Here is a 15518-nt window from a genome sequence, read left to right on the forward strand (position 1 = left end):
CGGGCAGGGCCCTGTGGTCTCTGCAAGGAGCCCCTGCTACTGCACCCCCGGCAGCAGCGTCCCCGGTTCGGCCGGGGCGACTTCGGCCGCCTCGACCTTGGGGTTGCGCCGCTGGCGCTTGGACACCCACTGGGCGAACCACGAAAGCAGCATGCACATCCCGATGTAGATCGGAGAGATCACCATCACCACGGGGATGAAAGGCAAATCGTAGTCGAGGTTCGAGGCGATGAGTTTCCCGGCGTGGAGGAACTCATCGTAGGTGATGAGATAGCCGAGCGAGGTGTCCTTCAGGGCGACCACCAGCTGGCTGATGATGGCGGGCAGCATGGCGCGTACGGCCTGCGGCACGAGGACGTGCGTCATGACCTGGGTCTTGCGCATGCCGAGCGCGAACGCGGCCTCGCCCTGGCCGCGTTCGACGGAGTTGACGCCGGAGCGGAAGACCTCGGCGAGGACCGAGCCGTTGTAGAGGGCGAGCCCGGCGACGAGGGCGGGCAGCGGCTGGACCTTCAGCGCCACGAAGATGAAGAAGATCATCACCAGGACGGGCATCGCACGGAAGAACTCCACGACGAGCGTGGCGAGCCAGCGCACCGGCCGGTGGTCGGACAGGCGCCCCACCGCGAGGACGGTCCCGAGCACGAGCGAGAGCGCGGCGGCGATGGCGAAGGCCTTCAGTGTGTTGCCGAGCCCGCGCAGGAGCAGCTCCTGGATGCCCTTGTACTCGAAGGGCATCCACTTCGTGTACGTGAACTGGTCGGTGTCGAACAGGAGGTAGAAGATCCAGGCGAGCAGGCCGAGCAGGATCAGCGTGGACAGCACCCCGTACAGCCGGTGCCGGCGCTCGGTCTTCGGTCCCGGTACGTCGTAGAGGGCCGTCGCGTCGTGGGCCAGAGCTTTCATCGGGGAACTCCCCAGCGCTTCTCGAGCACGTTGAAGATCGCGCTGATGGTGAGGGTGATGATCAGGTAGCCGACGGCGATCCAGAAGAACGTCCAGATGATGTTGTAGCCCAGCTCGCTGAGGGTCTTGTAGGTGCCGAGCAGCTCGTTGACGCTGAAGGCGCCGGCGATCGCCGAGTTCTTGGCGAGGGCGATGAGGGTCGAGCCGACGGGCGGGATGACCGACCGGAAGGCCTGCGGGAGAATGACCATCGACAGCGTCTGGCCGAACGTCATGCCGAGGCTGCGGGCCGCCTCGCCCTGTCCCCTCGGCACGGTGTTGATGCCGGAGCGCAGGGCCTCGCAGATGAACGCCGAGGTGTAGCAGCCGAGGGCGAGGATCGCGAACACCTTGAAGGGCAGCACGATTCCGAAGCGCGGCAGGCCGAGGAGTACCGCGAAGAACAGCAGGGTCAGCGGGGTGTTGCGCAGGATGTTGACCCAGACCGTGCCGAAGACACGGAAGGAGCCGACGGGCGCGACCCGGAACGACGCCATGACGAAGCCGAGGACGAGCGCGAGGACCGAGGCGTAGACGGTCAGTTCGACCGTCCCGAGGAACCCCTTGGCGAAGGTGGAGAAATTGCTGGTCAGTACGTCCACGGGGCCTCCTCAGCTCGCCGGGTAGCGGTCGATGGGGGGCGGCTTCGGCGCGGGCACTCCGGAGAGGCCGAGCGTCGCGTTGTACGCCTTCTTCCAGTCGCCGTCGTTCTCGCGGGTCTGGAGCGCGGTGTCGATCGCGAACCGCAGCGCGTTGTCGCTCTTCGGTACGCCGATGCCGTAGGGCTCCTTGGAGAACGGCTTGCCGACCAGCTTGAGTTCGTCGGGCACCTTGGCCGCGTAGCCGAGCAGGATCGCGTCGTCGGTGGTGACGGCGTCGACCTGGTAGGTGAGCAGGTTGTCGACGCAGACCGAGTACGTGTCGTACGCGACGAGCACCGCCTTCGGATAGTCCTTCTGGATGCGCTGGTAGGGGGTCGAGCCGGCCGCGGAGCAGACGCGTTTGCCGTCCAGGTCCTGAGGTCCGTTGATGTCGTGCTCGTCGGTGCGGACGAGGAGCGACTGGCCGGCCATGTAGTAGGGGCCGCCGAAGCCGACGAGCTTCTTGCGGTTGTCGTTGATCGTGTAGGTGCCCACGTAGTAGTCGATCTGCCCGTTCTGCAGGGCGGTCTCGCGGTTGGCCGAGGCAATCGTCCTGAAGGAGACCGACGAGGGCGCGAAGCCGAGGGACGCCGAGATCATCTTGGCGATCTCGATGTCGAAGCCGGAGTAGACACCGGTGGCCGGGTCCTTCTCGCCGAGGTAGGGCTGGTCCTCCTTGGCCCCCACGACGAAGTGCCCGCGCTTCTTGGCCTTGCGCCACGTCTTGGAGTCGGTCAGCTCAAACCCTTGTGCCACCTGGTACTTGGGCAGTTGCGCGTCCGACGGGCCCTTGGTCGGCGGGCTGCCCTCCTTGCCGCAGGCCGCAGCGGCCAGGGCGGTGAGCGCGAGGGCGGCGACGGCGCGGAACACACGTGTCTTGCGCAGCATGGATCGGTCCACCCCCGTCAGTGCTTGAGAATCTTGGAGAGGAAGTCCTTGGCCCGCTCGCTGCGCGGGTTGGTGAAGAAGTCCTCGGGGGTGCGGTCCTCGACGATGCGGCCGTCGGCCATGAAGACGACGCGGTTGGCGGCGGAGCGGGCGAAGCCCATCTCGTGGGTGACCACGACCATGGTCATGCCGTCGCGGGCGAGCTGCTGCATCACCTCGAGGACCTCGTTGATCATCTCCGGGTCGAGGGCCGAGGTCGGCTCGTCGAAGAGGAGGGCCTTGGGGTCCATCGCGAGGGCGCGGGCGATGGCCACGCGCTGCTGCTGGCCGCCGGAGAGCTGGGCGGGGAACTTGGCGGCCTGCGAGGCGAGCCCCACCCGGTCCAGGAGTTCACGGGAGCGCTTGTCGGCCTCGTCCCGCTTGCGGCCCCTGACCTTCATCTGGGCGAGGGAGACGTTCTGCAGGACCGTCTTGTGCGCGAAGAGGTTGAAGGACTGGAAGACCATCCCCACCTCGGCCCTCAGATGGGCGAGGGCCTTGCCCTCCTCCGGAAGCGGTTGTCCGTCGAGTCGGATGTTCCCCGACTGGATCGTCTCGAGCCTGTTGATCGCCCGGCAGAGTGTCGACTTTCCCGACCCCGAAGGGCCGATGACCACCACCACCTCCCCCTTGCCGACGGTGAGGTTGATGTCCTGGAGGACATGCAGCTCCCCGTAGTACTTGTTGACGTCACGCAGCTCGATCAACGGATCGACGGCCATGGCAAGACCTGCCCACTCTCAGCTGTGTCGGTCCGCGCAAACTATCCACGTCAATTTGGGACTTGACCGGCGACACGCACGTATGGCCATTAACCGTATTTGCGGTGCTACGTCTCCGAGGCCTCGGCGTAGAACTGCGACAGCTCGGGCGCCCCGCTGGTCGCCCATTCGTGGCCCGCGGCGACGACGTCGACCTCGCGGCCGGAGGGGAGCCGCACCACCGGCTGCCCGTTGGGCCAGATCATCCACGTCGCCTCCGGCACCTGGCGGACGAGGACCGTACCGAGGTAGAGGCCCGCGTCGTTGCCGAGCCACGGCAGCGCTTCCTCGTCCTCGCGCCAGCGCGGCACCAGTTGGTCGAGTGCCTCCAACGACGCGACGGAGTCGTCCAGTTCGACCCCCGCCTCGTGCGCCTGCGAGCGCAGCAGTTCGCACTCGGAGAGGAGCTCCGCGACGCCCTCGGCCCCGCCGTCACCCTCGGTGAAGACGGCCACGCCGAAAGCGGAGCCGTGCTTCTTGCGCCAGTTGTCCAAGAAAGGGATGTTCATACCGCTCACCCTGACATCCCCGCAGGCCGTCGCACCACAGGGCGCGCGGAGCCCCGTTACGGAGAGTTCGGGCCACGTTCGCACGCGGCTCATTGACGCGAACCTGTCCCGTCTTTAGCTTCATGGCGCACCTGTCACGTCTCACCCACGAGTGGAGGGAGTCGGTCGTGCGCCGACACGTCTGGGGAACGGCAGCTGTACTGGCGCTCTTTACGGGCTTCGCCCCAACCGCCGTCGCGCAGGCCGCCCCGCACAGACCCGAGCCGCTCCCCCTGGAGCGGCTCTTCGACAACAGGGCGGTCAGCGCTGACGACCGGGCCGGGGAGGCCGACTTCGACGGCTCGGGCAGCTCATTGTCCGCCGGGGATCTGACGGCGGCCGGCTGGACTCCCGGGCGCGCCTTGGGTGTTGAGGGTGCCCGCCTCACCTGGCCGCGCACGGCGGCGACGGGGCCCGACAACGTGCGCGCCGACGGCCAGCGCGTCCGCGTGCACGGCCGGGGCGACGCGCTCGCCTTCCTGGTGGCCGGAACCGGCGGCGACGCGGCCGGTTCGGGCACCGTGCGTTACCGGGACGGCTCGCGCTCCACATACCGCCTCACCGCGCCCGACTGGCGCACGGGGCCGGTCGCGACCAAGTCCGTGGCGCTGCCCCACCGCAACACGCCCGGCGGCCAACTCGCCGAGAAGACACGCCTGTTCGTCGTCACCGTGCCCGTGGCCAAGGGCCGCGAGATCGCCTCCGTGGATCTGCCCCGGGACCCCGGCGCCCCCGATCTGCATGTCTTCGCCCTGTCGGTGCGCTCGCCCGCGCCGGGGTGGACCGGCACCTGGTCGGCGTCCACCGCCGGATACACGGCCGTCGGGCCCTGGGCGGACCGTACGGTGCGGCTGGTCGTGCACACCAGCGTGGGCGGGCCGCGCGTGCGGATCCGGCTCGACAACACGTTCGCGTCGGCGCCGGTGCGGGTCGGGAGCGCGACGGTGGCCGTGCAGGACGCGGGCGCCGGGGCCGAGGCCGATCCGGTGCCGCTGACGTTCCGGGGCGCGGCGGGCACGGAGATCCCCGCGGGGGCGCAGGCGTTCAGCGACGCAGTGGGCTTCGATGTGCCGGCGGGCGCGAATCTGCTGGTCAGCTTCCACCTCCCGGAGGCGGTCGCCACGGCGCCGGTGCACAGCCAGGCGATCCAGCACTCGTACGTGAGCCTGCCGGGCGATCACACGGCGGAGGTCTCAGCGGCCTCGTACACGTCGACGATCACGTACTGGCCGCTGCTCACCGGTGTCGACGTGGGCGGCGGGCCCGGGTCGGTCGTCCTGCTCGGCGACTCCATCACGGACGGCGTGAAGTCGACACCGGACGCGAACCACCGCTGGCCCGACGTCCTCGCCACCCGGCTGCGCGAGCAGGACGCGGTGCCGCACTACGGGGTCCTGAACCAGGGGATCTCGGCGAACCGGGTGACGGGCGACCGCTATGCGGGGGACGGCGTCTCCACGGACACGGGCGGCGTGAGCGCGCTGCACCGCCTCGACCGTGACGTGCTGTCCCAGACGTCGGCCCGCACGGTCGTCGTGTTCCAGGGCGTCAACGACGTACGGGCCGGCTTCTCCGGGGCCCAAGTCGTCGCCGGGCTGAGGGAGATCGCCGCCCGCGCCCACGCGCGGGGCCTGCGCGTGGTCGGGGCGACGGTCACTCCGTGCGAGGGCGAGACTCTGTGCACGGCCACGGCGGACCGGGAGCGGGAGGTCGTCAACGCGTATGTGCGGGACAGCGGGGGCGACTTCGACGCGGTGGTCGACTTCGACGCCGTGGTGCGGGATCCGGCGCATCCCGCACGGATCCGGCCCAAGTACGACAGCGGGGACCATCTGCACCCCGGGGACGCGGGGCTCGATGCGATGGCCCGGGCGGTGGATCTGGGGGCGCTGAAGCCGTAGGGCTCCGGCCCAGCCCCGCTCGGATCGCAGCGGTCCTAGACCTCCAGGTCCACGACCACTGGCGCGTGGTCCGAGGCGCCCTTACCCTTGCGCTCCTCGCGGTCCACGTACGAGTCCTTCACAGCCTCCGCGAACGCCGCGTTCCCGTAGACGAGGTCGATGCGCATGCCACGGTTCTTGGGGAATCCGAGCTGGCGGTAGTCCCAGTATGTGAAGGGGTGGTCGTACTTCAGGGGGCGCGGGACCACGTCGGACAGGCCCGTCTCACGGAGCGCGGCGAGCGCGGCGCGCTCCGCGGGGGTGACGTGCGTGGCGCCGTCGAAGAGGGAGATGTCCCAGACGTCGTCGTCCGTCGGCGCGACGTTGTAGTCGCCCATCACGGCGAACGGGCGGGAGCCCCCCGCGTCGCCCGCGACGGCCGCCTTGAGCGCCTCGAACCACTGGAGCTTGTACGCGTAGTGCGGGTGGTCCACCTCGCGGCCGTTCGGCACGTACACCGACCAGACGCGCGCCGGGCCGCACGTGGCGGAGATCGCGCGGGGCTCGTGGGCGCCTTCGTAACCGGGGTCGCCGGGCAGGCCGGTCACGACGTCCTCCAGGCCGACGCGGGAGATCAGCGCCACGCCGTTCCACCGCCCGGTCGCGTTCACCGCGGACTCGTAGCCCAGCTCGCGCAGCTCGTCCGCGGGGAACTGCTCGGCCGTGCACTTGGTCTCCTGGACGCACAGCACGTCCGTCCCGGTGTTCTCCAGCCAGGCGAGGAGCCTGGGCAGCCGGGCGGTGATCGAGTTCACATTCCAGGTAGCAATCCGCATGCCCACAACCTACCGGGCGGGTACGACAACGCCCGCCGACCCCAAGTGCGGCCGCCGACCCCAGGTGCGGCCACCGCCCGGAGGCAGGGCGCGATAGGCAGGCTACCTTGCAAGTTTCCCTGCTTGAAAGTTAGCCTGTCGAAGCATCTCCCCCGGATCCGCAAGGAGCACCCCCATGCCCGCCACCACCCTCGACGAGCGCACCGCCCTCGTCCTCATCGACCTCCAGAACGGGATCCTCGGCCTGCCCACAGTCCACCCCGCCGACGCCGTCCTGAAGAACGGGGCCACGCTGGCGGAGGCCTTCCGCGCCAAGGGCCTGCCCGTCGTGCGGGTCCGCGTCGCCTGGTCCCCCGACGGCGGCGACCTGCCGGTGAGCCGGTCGGCCACCCCGGGGCTCACCCAGGCGCCGCCCGCCGCGTTCTCCGAGTTCCCGGACGAGCTCGGCCCGCTCGGCGACGACATCGTGATCACCAAGCGCCACTGGGGCGCCTTCACCGGGACGGAGCTGGACCTCCAGCTGCGCCGCCGCGGAGTGACGCAGATCGTGCTCGCGGGGATCTCGTCCTCGATCGGCGTCGAGTCCACGGCCCGGTCCGCGTTCGAGCTGAGCTACCACCTCACGGTGGTCGAGGACGCGACGACGGACACGGACGCCGCCTCCCACGAGCACAGCTTCGGCAAGATCTTCCCGCGGATCGCGGAACTCGCCACGACCGACGAGGTCGTCGAACTCCTCGGCCGGTAACGGGAGTTCGCAGACCCTCAGGGAACGCTCAGAGCGTCGCGTACTCCTCCGGCGTCAGCCGCAGGTTGTCCGTGCCGCCGAGCGCCCCGATCTGCCCTTCGTAGATGGGCCACGCCAGGTCGGTCAGCAGCGCGTCGTGGATGTCGTACGCGCGCTGCGGACCGACTTCGCGGAGGTAGTCGATGACCTCGGCGATCTTGTTCCAGGGGGCCATCACGGGCACGAGGAGCGTCTCGACGGGCTGGTCGGGGACGGTGAACGCGTCGCCGGGGTGGAAGACCCGGCCGTGGTCGATCAGATAGCCGACGTTCGTGATGCGCGGGATGTCCGGGTGGATGACGGCGTGCAGTTCGCCGTGGACCTGGATGTCGAAACCGGCCGCCTCGAACGTGTCACCGTGCCCGACCGTGTGCACCCGCCCCGGGAACGCCGACGAGATCTTGTCGGCCACGGACTTCAGGGTCCAGATCTCGGTGGCCGGGTCGGCGTCGAGGGCCGCCCGCAGCCGGGCCTCGTTGAAGTGGTCGGCGTGCTCGTGCGTGACGAGGATCGCCTCGGCGCCGACAGCCGCGTCCTCCTCACAGAAGCCGCCCGGGTCGATGACGAGCGTCCGCCCGTCCTTCTCCAGGCGGACGCAGGCATGGATCTTCTTCGTGAGCTTCATACAAACCATCCTGCGCTCCCCACCCGCGTCCGGCCCGCCCCGGCGCCCGTCTTCCACTCCTGCGGCTCCTACTCCTGCGGCGTGGTCTCCTCGCGGATCACGGCCTGGGCCACCTTGAACGCCGAGTTCGCCGCGGGCACACCGCAGTACACGGCGGCCTGGAGCAGCACTTCCTTGATCTCGTCGGCGGTGAGGCCGTTGCGCAGGGCGGCCCGGGTATGGAAGGCCAGCTCGTCGAGGTGGCCGCCGGCCACGAGCGCGGTGAGCGTCACGCAGCTGCGCATGCGGCGGTCGAGGCCCGGCCGGCTCCAGATCTCCCCCCACGCGTAGCGGGTGATGAACTCCTGGAAGTCGCCGGAGAAGGCGTCCGCGGAGGCCAGTGCCCGGTCGACGTGCGCGTCGCCGAGCACCTCGCGGCGCACCTTGAGACCCATGTCGTGCCGGTCGGGCCGGATCGCCGCCTCGGGCTGGGCCTCCGTGGGGCCGATCTCCGCGACGGGGGCGACCGGCGGGGGCGGCGGCGCGAGGACGGGCTTGACGGGAGCGGCGGGGATCGCGTGCTGCCCGGTCTCGTACGCGGGCTGCCAGGCGGTGGAGAAGTGCCGTACGAGGAGGTCGGTGACGGCGGCGGGCTGCTCGACCGGGGCGAGGTGCGAGGCGGCGGGCACCACGGCGAGCCGGGCGTCCGGTATGCCGGCGACGAGCGTGCGCGCCTGGGCGGGGCCCGTCACCTGGTCGTCGGAGCCGACGAGGACGAGCGTGGGGGCCCCGATGGAGCCGAGCTCGGCCCGTACGTCGAAGGACGCGAGCGCCTCGCAGGCCGCGATGTAGCAGCCCGGGTCGGTGGTGCGCACCATCTGCACGGCCCAGTCCGTGATGGCGGGCTGGGCGGCCGCGAAGCCGCTGGTGAACCAGTGCTCCGGGGACGTGCGGGCGATGGGGTCGAGGCCGTTGCTGCGGACGATCACGCCGCGCTGGCGGAACTCGTCGGCGGTGCCGAAGCGGGGCGAGGCCGCGATCAGCGCGAGGGAGGCCACGCGCTGAGGGTGGCGCAGCGCCAGCTCCGCGCCGATGGCGCCGCCCAGGGAGCAGCCCGCGTAGCCGAAGCGCTGCACGCCGAGTTCGTCGAGCGTGGCCAGGAGCCGCGCGGCGAGGTCGGCTACGGAACCGGCCGCGTGGGCGGGGGCGCCGCCATGCCCGGGAAGGTCGAAACGGAACACCCGCCACTGCCGGGCGAGCTCGGGCACCTGCCGGTCCCACATGTGCCATGTGGTACCCAGTGAGGGAGCCAAGATCAGGACTGGTGCGTCTTCTGGCCCGTCAAAGCGGTACTGCAGGGTCTTCGTCGTTGTCTCACTCACCCGCCTGACCCTCTCATCTGTCACGACAGCCCCTATGAGCGGGGTCCTGGCTGTAGCTGTATGACCAGGTGGAAGACCTCCCGGGCCGCGTAGTGTTTGAGACAACGGACGATTTCGCGTCGGGTCTTGCCTTCACACAGGCCGACATCTTGGTTCAGGTTGCTCCACGACCGGTGCGCCCCCTCTCGACGGCTGCGTGTGCCGCGGGGCAGGTCGAGCGCGGCTGTCGACTGCCCCACTGTTGGCGCGATATGGGCGTGTCTCGGTTTCGAGGAGTTCGCGGACCGTGGTCAGGCGCCGATGCCTGGGTCGCCGACGTGGGCGCGGGAATCACCACCGTGCTGCTGCGGGAGTGGGGGCGCCGCTGTGGCCTGAGCCCCGGCCGCCGCCGGTCAGACGACCCGGGCTCCGTCGACGTCCTCCGGGTGGACACCCGCCCCTGTTTTCCCGGCCGCGGGCGGGACCGACAGGGCCCGGGACGACTATTCAGTATGCAGAACCATGGCGATGGTGGTGCGGGCCGCCGTCCGGGCGGGGACGAGGGCGCCGAGGACGGCGATCGTCACGCCTGCCAGGAGCATCACGGCGAGTTGCGGTGCGTGCCAGACGTCCTTCATGTACTCGGGGAAGTCGATCACGCCGACGTGGTCCACGACGAGGCGATGGGCGGCGATCCCCAGCGGGATGCCGAGCAGTGCGCCGACCGCGCCGAGTCCGGCGACCGAGGTCACCGTCATCAGGATCACCTGACGGGGTGTCATGCCGATGGACCTGAGCATGCCCAGGTCCCTGCGCCGTTCCCGGGTGTTGAGGAGGACGGTGTTGAAGACGCCGAGCGAGGCGACGAGGGTGAGCAGCACGGTGAAGACGGTGGAGAAGGTGATGACGGTGGTGGTGCCGGCGTTGCCGGGGTCCAGTACGGAGGCGTGCACGGCCGGGTCGAGCTTCCCGGCCTCTTCGGCGTAGGCGCGGGCGTCGGCACCGGGGGCGAGACGGACCGTGTACTCGGTGGCGTGGGCGTTTGGTGCGAGCCGGGTCAAAGTGTCCCAAGTCGCCTCCAGGGCACGGGCGTTGCCTTCGATGACCTGACCCACGACGGTTGCGGTGATCTTCCTTCCGTTCAGTTCCAGGGTGGTCCGGTCGCCGATCTTCAGGCCGCGCTGGGTCAGGAAGGCCGGTCCGGCCACGATCTCGCCGGCCGCCATCGGGGCCCGGCCCTTGACGATGGTGTGCTCGTAGAGGGAGTTGTCGCCGCGGTAGAAGTCGGCGAAGACGGGCTGGTTCTGGCCGGTCATGTTCGCCTGGGACAGCGCGCGGGCCCGTACTCCCTTCGCACCCGGCAGGGCGCGCAGCCGTTCCTCGAGCTGCACATCGCTGAGGCGTGGCGTCGTCTTGGCGTCGCCTGTTCCGCCGGTCGTCACTTGGATGCGGGCGCCGCCACCCTCCTTGCCGACGTTGCCGTATGCCACCAAGGTGCTTGTCAGGCCGGTGGACAAGGTCACGGTGGTGACCCCGAGGACGATGGCGGCCAGGGTCAGCAGGGTGCGGGCGGGGCGGGCGAAGGGCTGGCCCAGGCCCAGACTGACCGGGCGTGGCAGCCGGGTGGCGCCGAGCATCCGCTGGACGCGGAGCCCGCGCCCGGTGCGGGGTGCGCCGCCGGCGCTGATGACCTGTGCGGCGGGCAGCCGGTGAGCCCGTAGGGCGGGCACCAGTGCGGAAAGTAGAACGAGCGCGGGCATGCCCACCAGGCAGGCCACGGACACCCACGGGCTGATCTCGCCGACCGTGGCCCGGCCCACGTCGATACCGGTGAAGGCGACCTTCATGATCGGTCCGGCCAGTGCGTTGCCGGCCAGTGTGCCCAGCACGCAGCCCGCCACGGCCGGTACGGAGAGCATCGTCAGGTAGACGGCGACGACCTGGTTCGGGGTGAACCCCAACGCCTTGAGCACTCCGATGTGCCGGTATCCGGAGACGACCGCCCCGCTGACCACGTTGCCGACGATCAGGACGGAGACCAGCAGGCCGAGAATGCCGAAGAGGGCCATGAAGGGGAGGTAGGAGTCGGCCAGCGCGGAGAATGCCTGCTTGAGGGTGAGGTAGGTCTGCGCGCCGGTGAGTGCTTCCTTGGGCAATCCCGCGGTGGCCCGGTCCAGCGAGGCGCTCAGCTGGGCGTCCGTGTCGGATTTCGTGAAGCGGTAGAGCATCTGGGCGGAGGTGGGGTGCAGTGCGGTCATCTGTGCGGGTGAGACCCAGGCGCTCGCCGACTTGCTCATGCTGGTGGCGAACCCGACGACGGTCAGCGTCGCTCCGCCGGGTGTCTTCAGCTTCGTACCGAGGAATTCGGTGCCGGGTGAGCCCTGCGCGGACCAGTTGACGACGATCTCGCCGGTGCCCGTGGCCCAGCGGCCCTCCAGGAGGTCGATCCGGTCCACGGGGCCCGCCGGGTCGGCCCGGCCCACCACGCTGAGGGTGCCGCCCGCCATCCACAGCCAGTTCTTGGGGATGTCGACGACGGCCTGCCCGAACGGTCCTGCCGCGGCCTCCACCCCCGGCCGCCGGGCGGTCCGGGCCAGCTGTTCCGGGGAGACCTTCGTGGTGTCGAAGGACGCCGCCGTATGCGCGCCGCGCTGTTCGGCGTACGCCTTGTCGAAGGGGCTGGAAGCGGCGGTCAGCAGGGTCAGCGCGAGCAGGACGGTCGTGGTGGAGCACAGCACCACCAGCCCGATGACGAAGGTCTGGACCCGGCGGCGCTTCACCGCCGCGCGCGAGGCTCTCCACACGGCCCTCATGCGGACACCTCCAGCGTGCTCTCGTGGGCGACCCGGCCGTCGGCGACTTCCACCAGCCGGCTGGCGCAGCGGGTGGCCAGCTGCGGGTCGTGGGTGACGATCAACAGGGTTTGGCCGATCTGGTTCAGGTCGATGAGCAGATCCATCACCTGCTCGCCCGACCGGCTGTCCAGTGCGCCGGTCGGCTCGTCCGCGAGGAGCAGGGCCGGGCGGTTCATCAACGCCCTTGCGACAGCGACGCGTTGGCGCTCGCCGCCACTGAGCGTCGCCGGATAGTTGTTGCGGCGTTTGGCGACGCCCAGTTCGTCCAGCAGCTCCAGGGCCCGGCGGCGCGCCTGCTTGGCCGGGGTGCCGGTCAACTGCGCGGCCAGCGCCACGTTGTCCAGGACGGGCAGGTCGTCGATGAGGTTGAAGAACTGGAAGATCATGCCGACGTTCCGCCGCCTGAACAGCGCCAGGCCCGTCTCGTTGAGCTTCCCGAGGTCGTGGCCCTGCACCTCGACCGTGCCCGACGTCGGCCGGTCCAGACCGGCCACCATGTTGAGCAGGGTGGACTTGCCGCAGCCGGAAGGCCCCATCACCGCGACCGCGTCGCCCGCCCGGATCTCCAGCGAAAGCCCGTCCAGGGCCTTCGCGTCGCCGTACTCCTTGTGTACGCCGTCCAGCCGCACCACTGTCTGCCGGGCACCATCGCGATCGTTTGTCATGCCCCGAACCTAGGCCGGGAGGCGATGACGAGGCGTCGCCCACCGGATGTATCCGTCCGGGCAGGTCATCCCGGGGATGTACACGGCCATCACCGGGAGGCCGATACGGGCCGCGCCGTACACCTGGGAAGATGATCAGATGGGGGAACCTTTGACGACAGTGCTGATCATCGCCCTGGCGGCGGCAGTCTGCGCCACCGGGTGGCTGGCCGCGGCGCGGGCGCGACGCCGCCACCGCAAGGCCATCGAGGAGCGCGGCTGGCTGCTGGAACGCGAGCGTGAGAGCGCGACACGGGCCGCGGTCCACGCCGAACGGGCCCGTATCGCCGCCGAACTCCACGACGTCGTCAGCCACAACGTCAGCGTCATGGTGGTCCAGGCCGGAGCCGCCCGTGAGGTACTGACCACCCTGCCCGAAGAGGCCGCGGCTGCGATGAGCGCCGTGGAAACCGCCGGCCGGAACACGATGACCGAGCTGCGGCACCTGCTCGGCCTGCTCGCGCCCGCGCAGGACGGTGAGGACGAGCCCTACGAAGTGGATCTGTCGCCGCAGCCGAGCCTGAGCCGTCTCGGCCCACTCATCGACAAGATCGCCTTCGCCGGCCTTCCCGTCGAGATGCGGATCTCGGGCGAGCCGCGCCCGCTGCCGACCGGGATCGACGTCACCGCCTACCGGATCATCCAGGAGGGCCTGACCAATGCACTCAAACACGGAGACGGGACGAAAGCAGAAGTGACGGTGCGGTACGCGGACAACCACCTGCGCGTTGAAGTGCTCAACAGCGGGCCGAGCGTCCTGTCGGGCGACACGCCCGCCCCGACGGAGCCGGGCCGGGAACGGGCGGACGGCACGGGACGCGGGCTGCTCGGCCTGCACGAGCGGGTCTCCGTCTACGGCGGCGACCTCGACGCCCGCCGCCGCCTCGGCGGCGGCTACCGCGTGCGCGCCCGCATCCCCCTGGACCGGCCGTGACGACGCCCACCGGGCCCGCCCCGCGCGTCGTGATCGCCGACGACCAGGAACTGGTACGCACCGGTTTCCGCATGATCCTCACCGCCCGCGGCATCGACGTGGTGGGCGAGGCCGGGGACGGCGCCCAGGCCGTTGCCTCCGTACGCGAACTGCGGCCCGACGTCGTCCTCATGGACATCCGCATGCCCGTCATGGACGGCCTGGAGGCCACCCGCCGCATCCTTGCGCAGGCCCCGGACTGCCGGGTGATCATGCTGACCACCTTCGACCTCGACAAGTACGTGTACGCCGCCCTCGCCGCCGGAGCCAGCGGCTTCCTCCTCAAGGACGTCACCCCCGCGCACCTGGCCGCCGCCGTACGCCTGGTCGACACCGGGGACGCCCTGCTCGCCCCCTCGATCACCCGCCGCCTCGTGGAACGCTTCGCCGCCGACACCCCGACGCCGGGTACGGGCCCCGGCCCGGGGCCCGTGGCCCCGGCCGTCCACCGAGACCTGGCGGCACTGACACCACGCGAGCGGGAGGTGCTGACGTTGATGGGCCGGGGCATGTCCAACACCGAACTGGCCCGGCAACTGACGCTCAGCGAGGCGACCGTGAAGACCCACGTCGCCCGGATCTTCTCCAAACTGAGCCTGCGCGACCGCGCCCAGGCCGTCGTCCTCGCCTATGAGACGGGACTCGTCTCACCGGGCGACGCCGACGACGTCGTCGGCCTTTCGTGACGTACTCAGCGTGGCGAAGCGCCGGTCGCGGCGGCGATCGCGGTCCGCCGCAGGCGGGTGACCACGATGCGTACGAGGACGAAGTCGTCCGCCAGGTAGGCGAGGAACTGCCCCTGGTAGGCAACCGACGACCGCGCCCCGGCGGGACTCGGGTCGCCCGCGATCATGAACGTGACCCCCGACAGCACGAGCACCAGTGCCGCCACCGGCGCGCCGCACCACTCCGATGAGCAGGCTCAGGGCCAGCAGGGATCCCACCGCGCGCACCGTGCCGGACACGTGCGCGGCCGCCCCCACCAGCAGCCCGTGTACCCGTGCAGGGAGCTTCCGGCCCACAAGAGATCAGCCATCCCGCGACGGGCGGTCACCATCCCCCGGGCTTACACCCGGGGGATGGGCGCTCTTCCGGATTGCCGCCCCCGGTCCGATGCCCGGACACGGCCCCTCCCGGAGTGTTGCCCTCGTGATCGAAGTCAACGAACTCACCAAGCGCTACGGCAGCAAGACAGCCGTCGACCAGCTGACCTTCACCGTGCGGCCGGGCCGGGTCACCGGGTTCCTCGGCCCCAACGGAGCGGGCAAGACCACACCCTTCGAATGATCCTCGGGCTGGACGCACCCACCGGCGGCACGGCCACCGCCACCGGCGTCCCCTTCCGCAGCCATGCACGCGGACTGCACCACGTGGGTGCCCTCCTCGACGGCCATCAGGTGCACGGCGGACGCAGCGCCAGGTCCCACCTCTCCGCCCTCGTCGCCAGTAACGACAGCCCCTATGAGCGGGGTCCTGGCTGTAGCTGTATGACCAGGTGGAAGACCTCCCGGCTCACGGCGGTGGGACGTACTCTCATCTGCTTCCGGAGCTTCTACGCCTCACCGTTCGACACCTCCGCGGCCCCCTCGCGCCAGAACTGACGCCGAGGTGGAGGGCGTCGGCACAGCGGGCCGGGTACTGCAGCACGGCGGCCTGGGCCATCGTCGTATCCGTGGTGCGACCACCCGCCACCGCG

General features: G+C 70.3%; 15 protein-coding genes and 1 pseudogene. 5 read left to right on the forward strand and 11 right to left on the reverse strand.

Annotated elements, in window-relative coordinates:
* Positions 1 to 36: 36 nt before the first annotated feature.
* The 5 genes from OHA58_RS05975 to OHA58_RS05995 form a co-directional block, all read right to left on the reverse strand.
* Complete coding sequence (locus OHA58_RS05975; RefSeq protein ID WP_405477125.1) at positions 37 to 906, reverse strand: amino acid ABC transporter permease; 870 nt, start codon at positions 904 to 906, stop codon at positions 37 to 39.
* Positions 903 to 1547 carry an amino acid ABC transporter permease gene (locus OHA58_RS05980; RefSeq protein ID WP_405477127.1) on the reverse strand — a complete coding sequence of 215 codons (645 nt, stop codon included), beginning with the start codon at positions 1545 to 1547 and terminating at the stop codon, positions 903 to 905. Before OHA58_RS05980 ends, OHA58_RS05975 begins: the two co-directional genes overlap by 4 nt.
* A gap of 9 nt (positions 1548 to 1556) precedes the next feature.
* On the reverse strand, positions 1557 to 2474 hold the full coding sequence (locus OHA58_RS05985) for a glutamate ABC transporter substrate-binding protein (protein ID WP_405477128.1): 918 nt from the start codon (positions 2472 to 2474) through the stop codon (positions 1557 to 1559).
* 17 nt (positions 2475 to 2491) lie between these two features.
* Complete coding sequence (locus OHA58_RS05990) at positions 2492 to 3235, reverse strand: amino acid ABC transporter ATP-binding protein (protein WP_405477130.1); 744 nt, start codon at positions 3233 to 3235, stop codon at positions 2492 to 2494.
* A gap of 107 nt (positions 3236 to 3342) precedes the next feature.
* Positions 3343 to 3783 (reverse strand): DUF6278 family protein, encoded by a 441-nt coding sequence (locus tag OHA58_RS05995; protein ID WP_405477131.1) that lies wholly within the window; start codon positions 3781 to 3783, stop codon positions 3343 to 3345.
* 122 nt (positions 3784 to 3905) lie between these two features.
* On the opposite strand from OHA58_RS05995, the gene OHA58_RS06000 reads away from it, so the two are divergent.
* Complete coding sequence (locus OHA58_RS06000) at positions 3906 to 5723, forward strand: SGNH/GDSL hydrolase family protein (RefSeq protein WP_405477133.1); 1818 nt, start codon at positions 3906 to 3908, stop codon at positions 5721 to 5723.
* 35 nt (positions 5724 to 5758) lie between these two features.
* Here OHA58_RS06000 and OHA58_RS06005 read toward each other — a convergent pair whose 3' ends face one another.
* Positions 5759 to 6538 carry an exodeoxyribonuclease III gene (locus tag OHA58_RS06005; RefSeq protein ID WP_405477135.1) on the reverse strand — a complete coding sequence of 260 codons (780 nt, stop codon included), beginning with the start codon at positions 6536 to 6538 and terminating at the stop codon, positions 5759 to 5761.
* A gap of 175 nt (positions 6539 to 6713) precedes the next feature.
* On the opposite strand from OHA58_RS06005, the gene OHA58_RS06010 reads away from it, so the two are divergent.
* Entirely contained in the window at positions 6714 to 7286 is a 573-nt protein-coding gene (locus tag OHA58_RS06010) for an isochorismatase family protein (RefSeq protein WP_326710379.1), read from the forward strand.
* A gap of 28 nt (positions 7287 to 7314) precedes the next feature.
* Here the strand turns inward: OHA58_RS06010 and OHA58_RS06015 are convergent, their stop codons facing one another.
* From OHA58_RS06015 to OHA58_RS06030, 4 genes are all read right to left on the reverse strand, one after another.
* Positions 7315 to 7950, reverse strand: a complete 636-nt coding sequence (locus OHA58_RS06015; protein ID WP_326710380.1) for an MBL fold metallo-hydrolase — start codon at positions 7948 to 7950, stop codon at positions 7315 to 7317.
* Between the two features lie 68 nt (positions 7951 to 8018).
* Positions 8019 to 9311, reverse strand: a complete 1293-nt coding sequence (gene pcaC, locus OHA58_RS06020; protein ID WP_405477138.1) for a 4-carboxymuconolactone decarboxylase — start codon at positions 9309 to 9311, stop codon at positions 8019 to 8021.
* A 482-nt stretch (positions 9312 to 9793) separates the two neighbouring features.
* Entirely contained in the window at positions 9794 to 12103 is a 2310-nt protein-coding gene (locus OHA58_RS06025) for an FtsX-like permease family protein (protein WP_405477139.1), read from the reverse strand.
* Positions 12100 to 12810: an ABC transporter ATP-binding protein gene (locus OHA58_RS06030; RefSeq protein ID WP_405477141.1), complete on the reverse strand. Its 711-nt coding sequence runs from the start codon at positions 12808 to 12810 to the stop codon at positions 12100 to 12102. The genes OHA58_RS06025 and OHA58_RS06030 overlap by 4 nt, the downstream gene beginning before the upstream one ends.
* Positions 12811 to 12949: 139 nt before the next feature.
* On the opposite strand from OHA58_RS06030, the gene OHA58_RS06035 reads away from it, so the two are divergent.
* Both OHA58_RS06035 and OHA58_RS06040 read left to right on the forward strand, forming a co-directional pair.
* Positions 12950 to 13783, forward strand: coding sequence for a sensor histidine kinase (locus OHA58_RS06035; RefSeq protein WP_405477142.1), 834 nt, complete (start codon positions 12950 to 12952; stop codon positions 13781 to 13783).
* The gene (locus tag OHA58_RS06040; protein ID WP_405477144.1) at positions 13780 to 14508 is read left to right on the forward strand and encodes a response regulator; all 729 of its coding nucleotides are present in this window, start codon (positions 13780 to 13782) and stop codon (positions 14506 to 14508) included. Before OHA58_RS06035 ends, OHA58_RS06040 begins: the two co-directional genes overlap by 4 nt.
* Before the next feature lie 5 nt (positions 14509 to 14513).
* Here the strand turns inward: OHA58_RS06040 and OHA58_RS06045 are convergent, their stop codons facing one another.
* Positions 14514 to 14714, reverse strand: coding sequence for a hypothetical protein (locus OHA58_RS06045; RefSeq protein ID WP_405477146.1), 201 nt, complete (start codon positions 14712 to 14714; stop codon positions 14514 to 14516).
* A gap of 257 nt (positions 14715 to 14971) precedes the next feature.
* On the opposite strand from OHA58_RS06045, the pseudogene OHA58_RS06050 reads away from it, so the two are divergent.
* Positions 14972 to 15291, forward strand: a pseudogene (locus tag OHA58_RS06050) (ATP-binding cassette domain-containing protein); the annotation flags it as partial.
* Positions 15292 to 15518: the final 227 nt, after the last annotated feature.

The sequence above is a fragment of the Streptomyces sp. NBC_00009 genome (genome assembly GCF_045040855.1).
In the GTDB taxonomy this organism is placed as follows: Bacteria; Actinomycetota; Actinomycetes; order Streptomycetales; family Streptomycetaceae; genus Streptomyces; species Streptomyces aureus.

What these genes read in the sequence shown, in the direction of transcription:
- OHA58_RS05990 (WP_405477130.1), bottom strand. Translation starts at nt 3,235, where the DNA reads ATGGCCGTCGATCCGTTGATCGAGCTGCGTGACGTCAACAAGTACTAC.
- OHA58_RS05985 (WP_405477128.1), bottom strand. Translation starts at nt 2,474, where the DNA reads ATGCTGCGCAAGACACGTGTGTTCCGCGCCGTCGCCGCCCTCGCGCTC.
- OHA58_RS06030 (WP_405477141.1), bottom strand. Translation starts at nt 12,810, where the DNA reads ATGACAAACGATCGCGATGGTGCCCGGCAGACAGTGGTGCGGCTGGAC.
- OHA58_RS06015 (WP_326710380.1), bottom strand. Translation starts at nt 7,950, where the DNA reads ATGAAGCTCACGAAGAAGATCCATGCCTGCGTCCGCCTGGAGAAGGAC.
- OHA58_RS05975 (WP_405477125.1), bottom strand. Translation starts at nt 906, where the DNA reads ATGAAAGCTCTGGCCCACGACGCGACGGCCCTCTACGACGTACCGGGA.
- OHA58_RS06035 (WP_405477142.1), top strand. Translation starts at nt 12,950, where the DNA reads ATGGGGGAACCTTTGACGACAGTGCTGATCATCGCCCTGGCGGCGGCA.
- OHA58_RS06025 (WP_405477139.1), bottom strand. Translation starts at nt 12,103, where the DNA reads ATGAGGGCCGTGTGGAGAGCCTCGCGCGCGGCGGTGAAGCGCCGCCGG.
- OHA58_RS06005 (WP_405477135.1), bottom strand. Translation starts at nt 6,538, where the DNA reads ATGCGGATTGCTACCTGGAATGTGAACTCGATCACCGCCCGGCTGCCC.
- OHA58_RS06010 (WP_326710379.1), top strand. Translation starts at nt 6,714, where the DNA reads ATGCCCGCCACCACCCTCGACGAGCGCACCGCCCTCGTCCTCATCGAC.
- OHA58_RS06000 (WP_405477133.1), top strand. Translation starts at nt 3,906, where the DNA reads ATGGCGCACCTGTCACGTCTCACCCACGAGTGGAGGGAGTCGGTCGTG.
- OHA58_RS05995 (WP_405477131.1), bottom strand. Translation starts at nt 3,783, where the DNA reads ATGAACATCCCTTTCTTGGACAACTGGCGCAAGAAGCACGGCTCCGCT.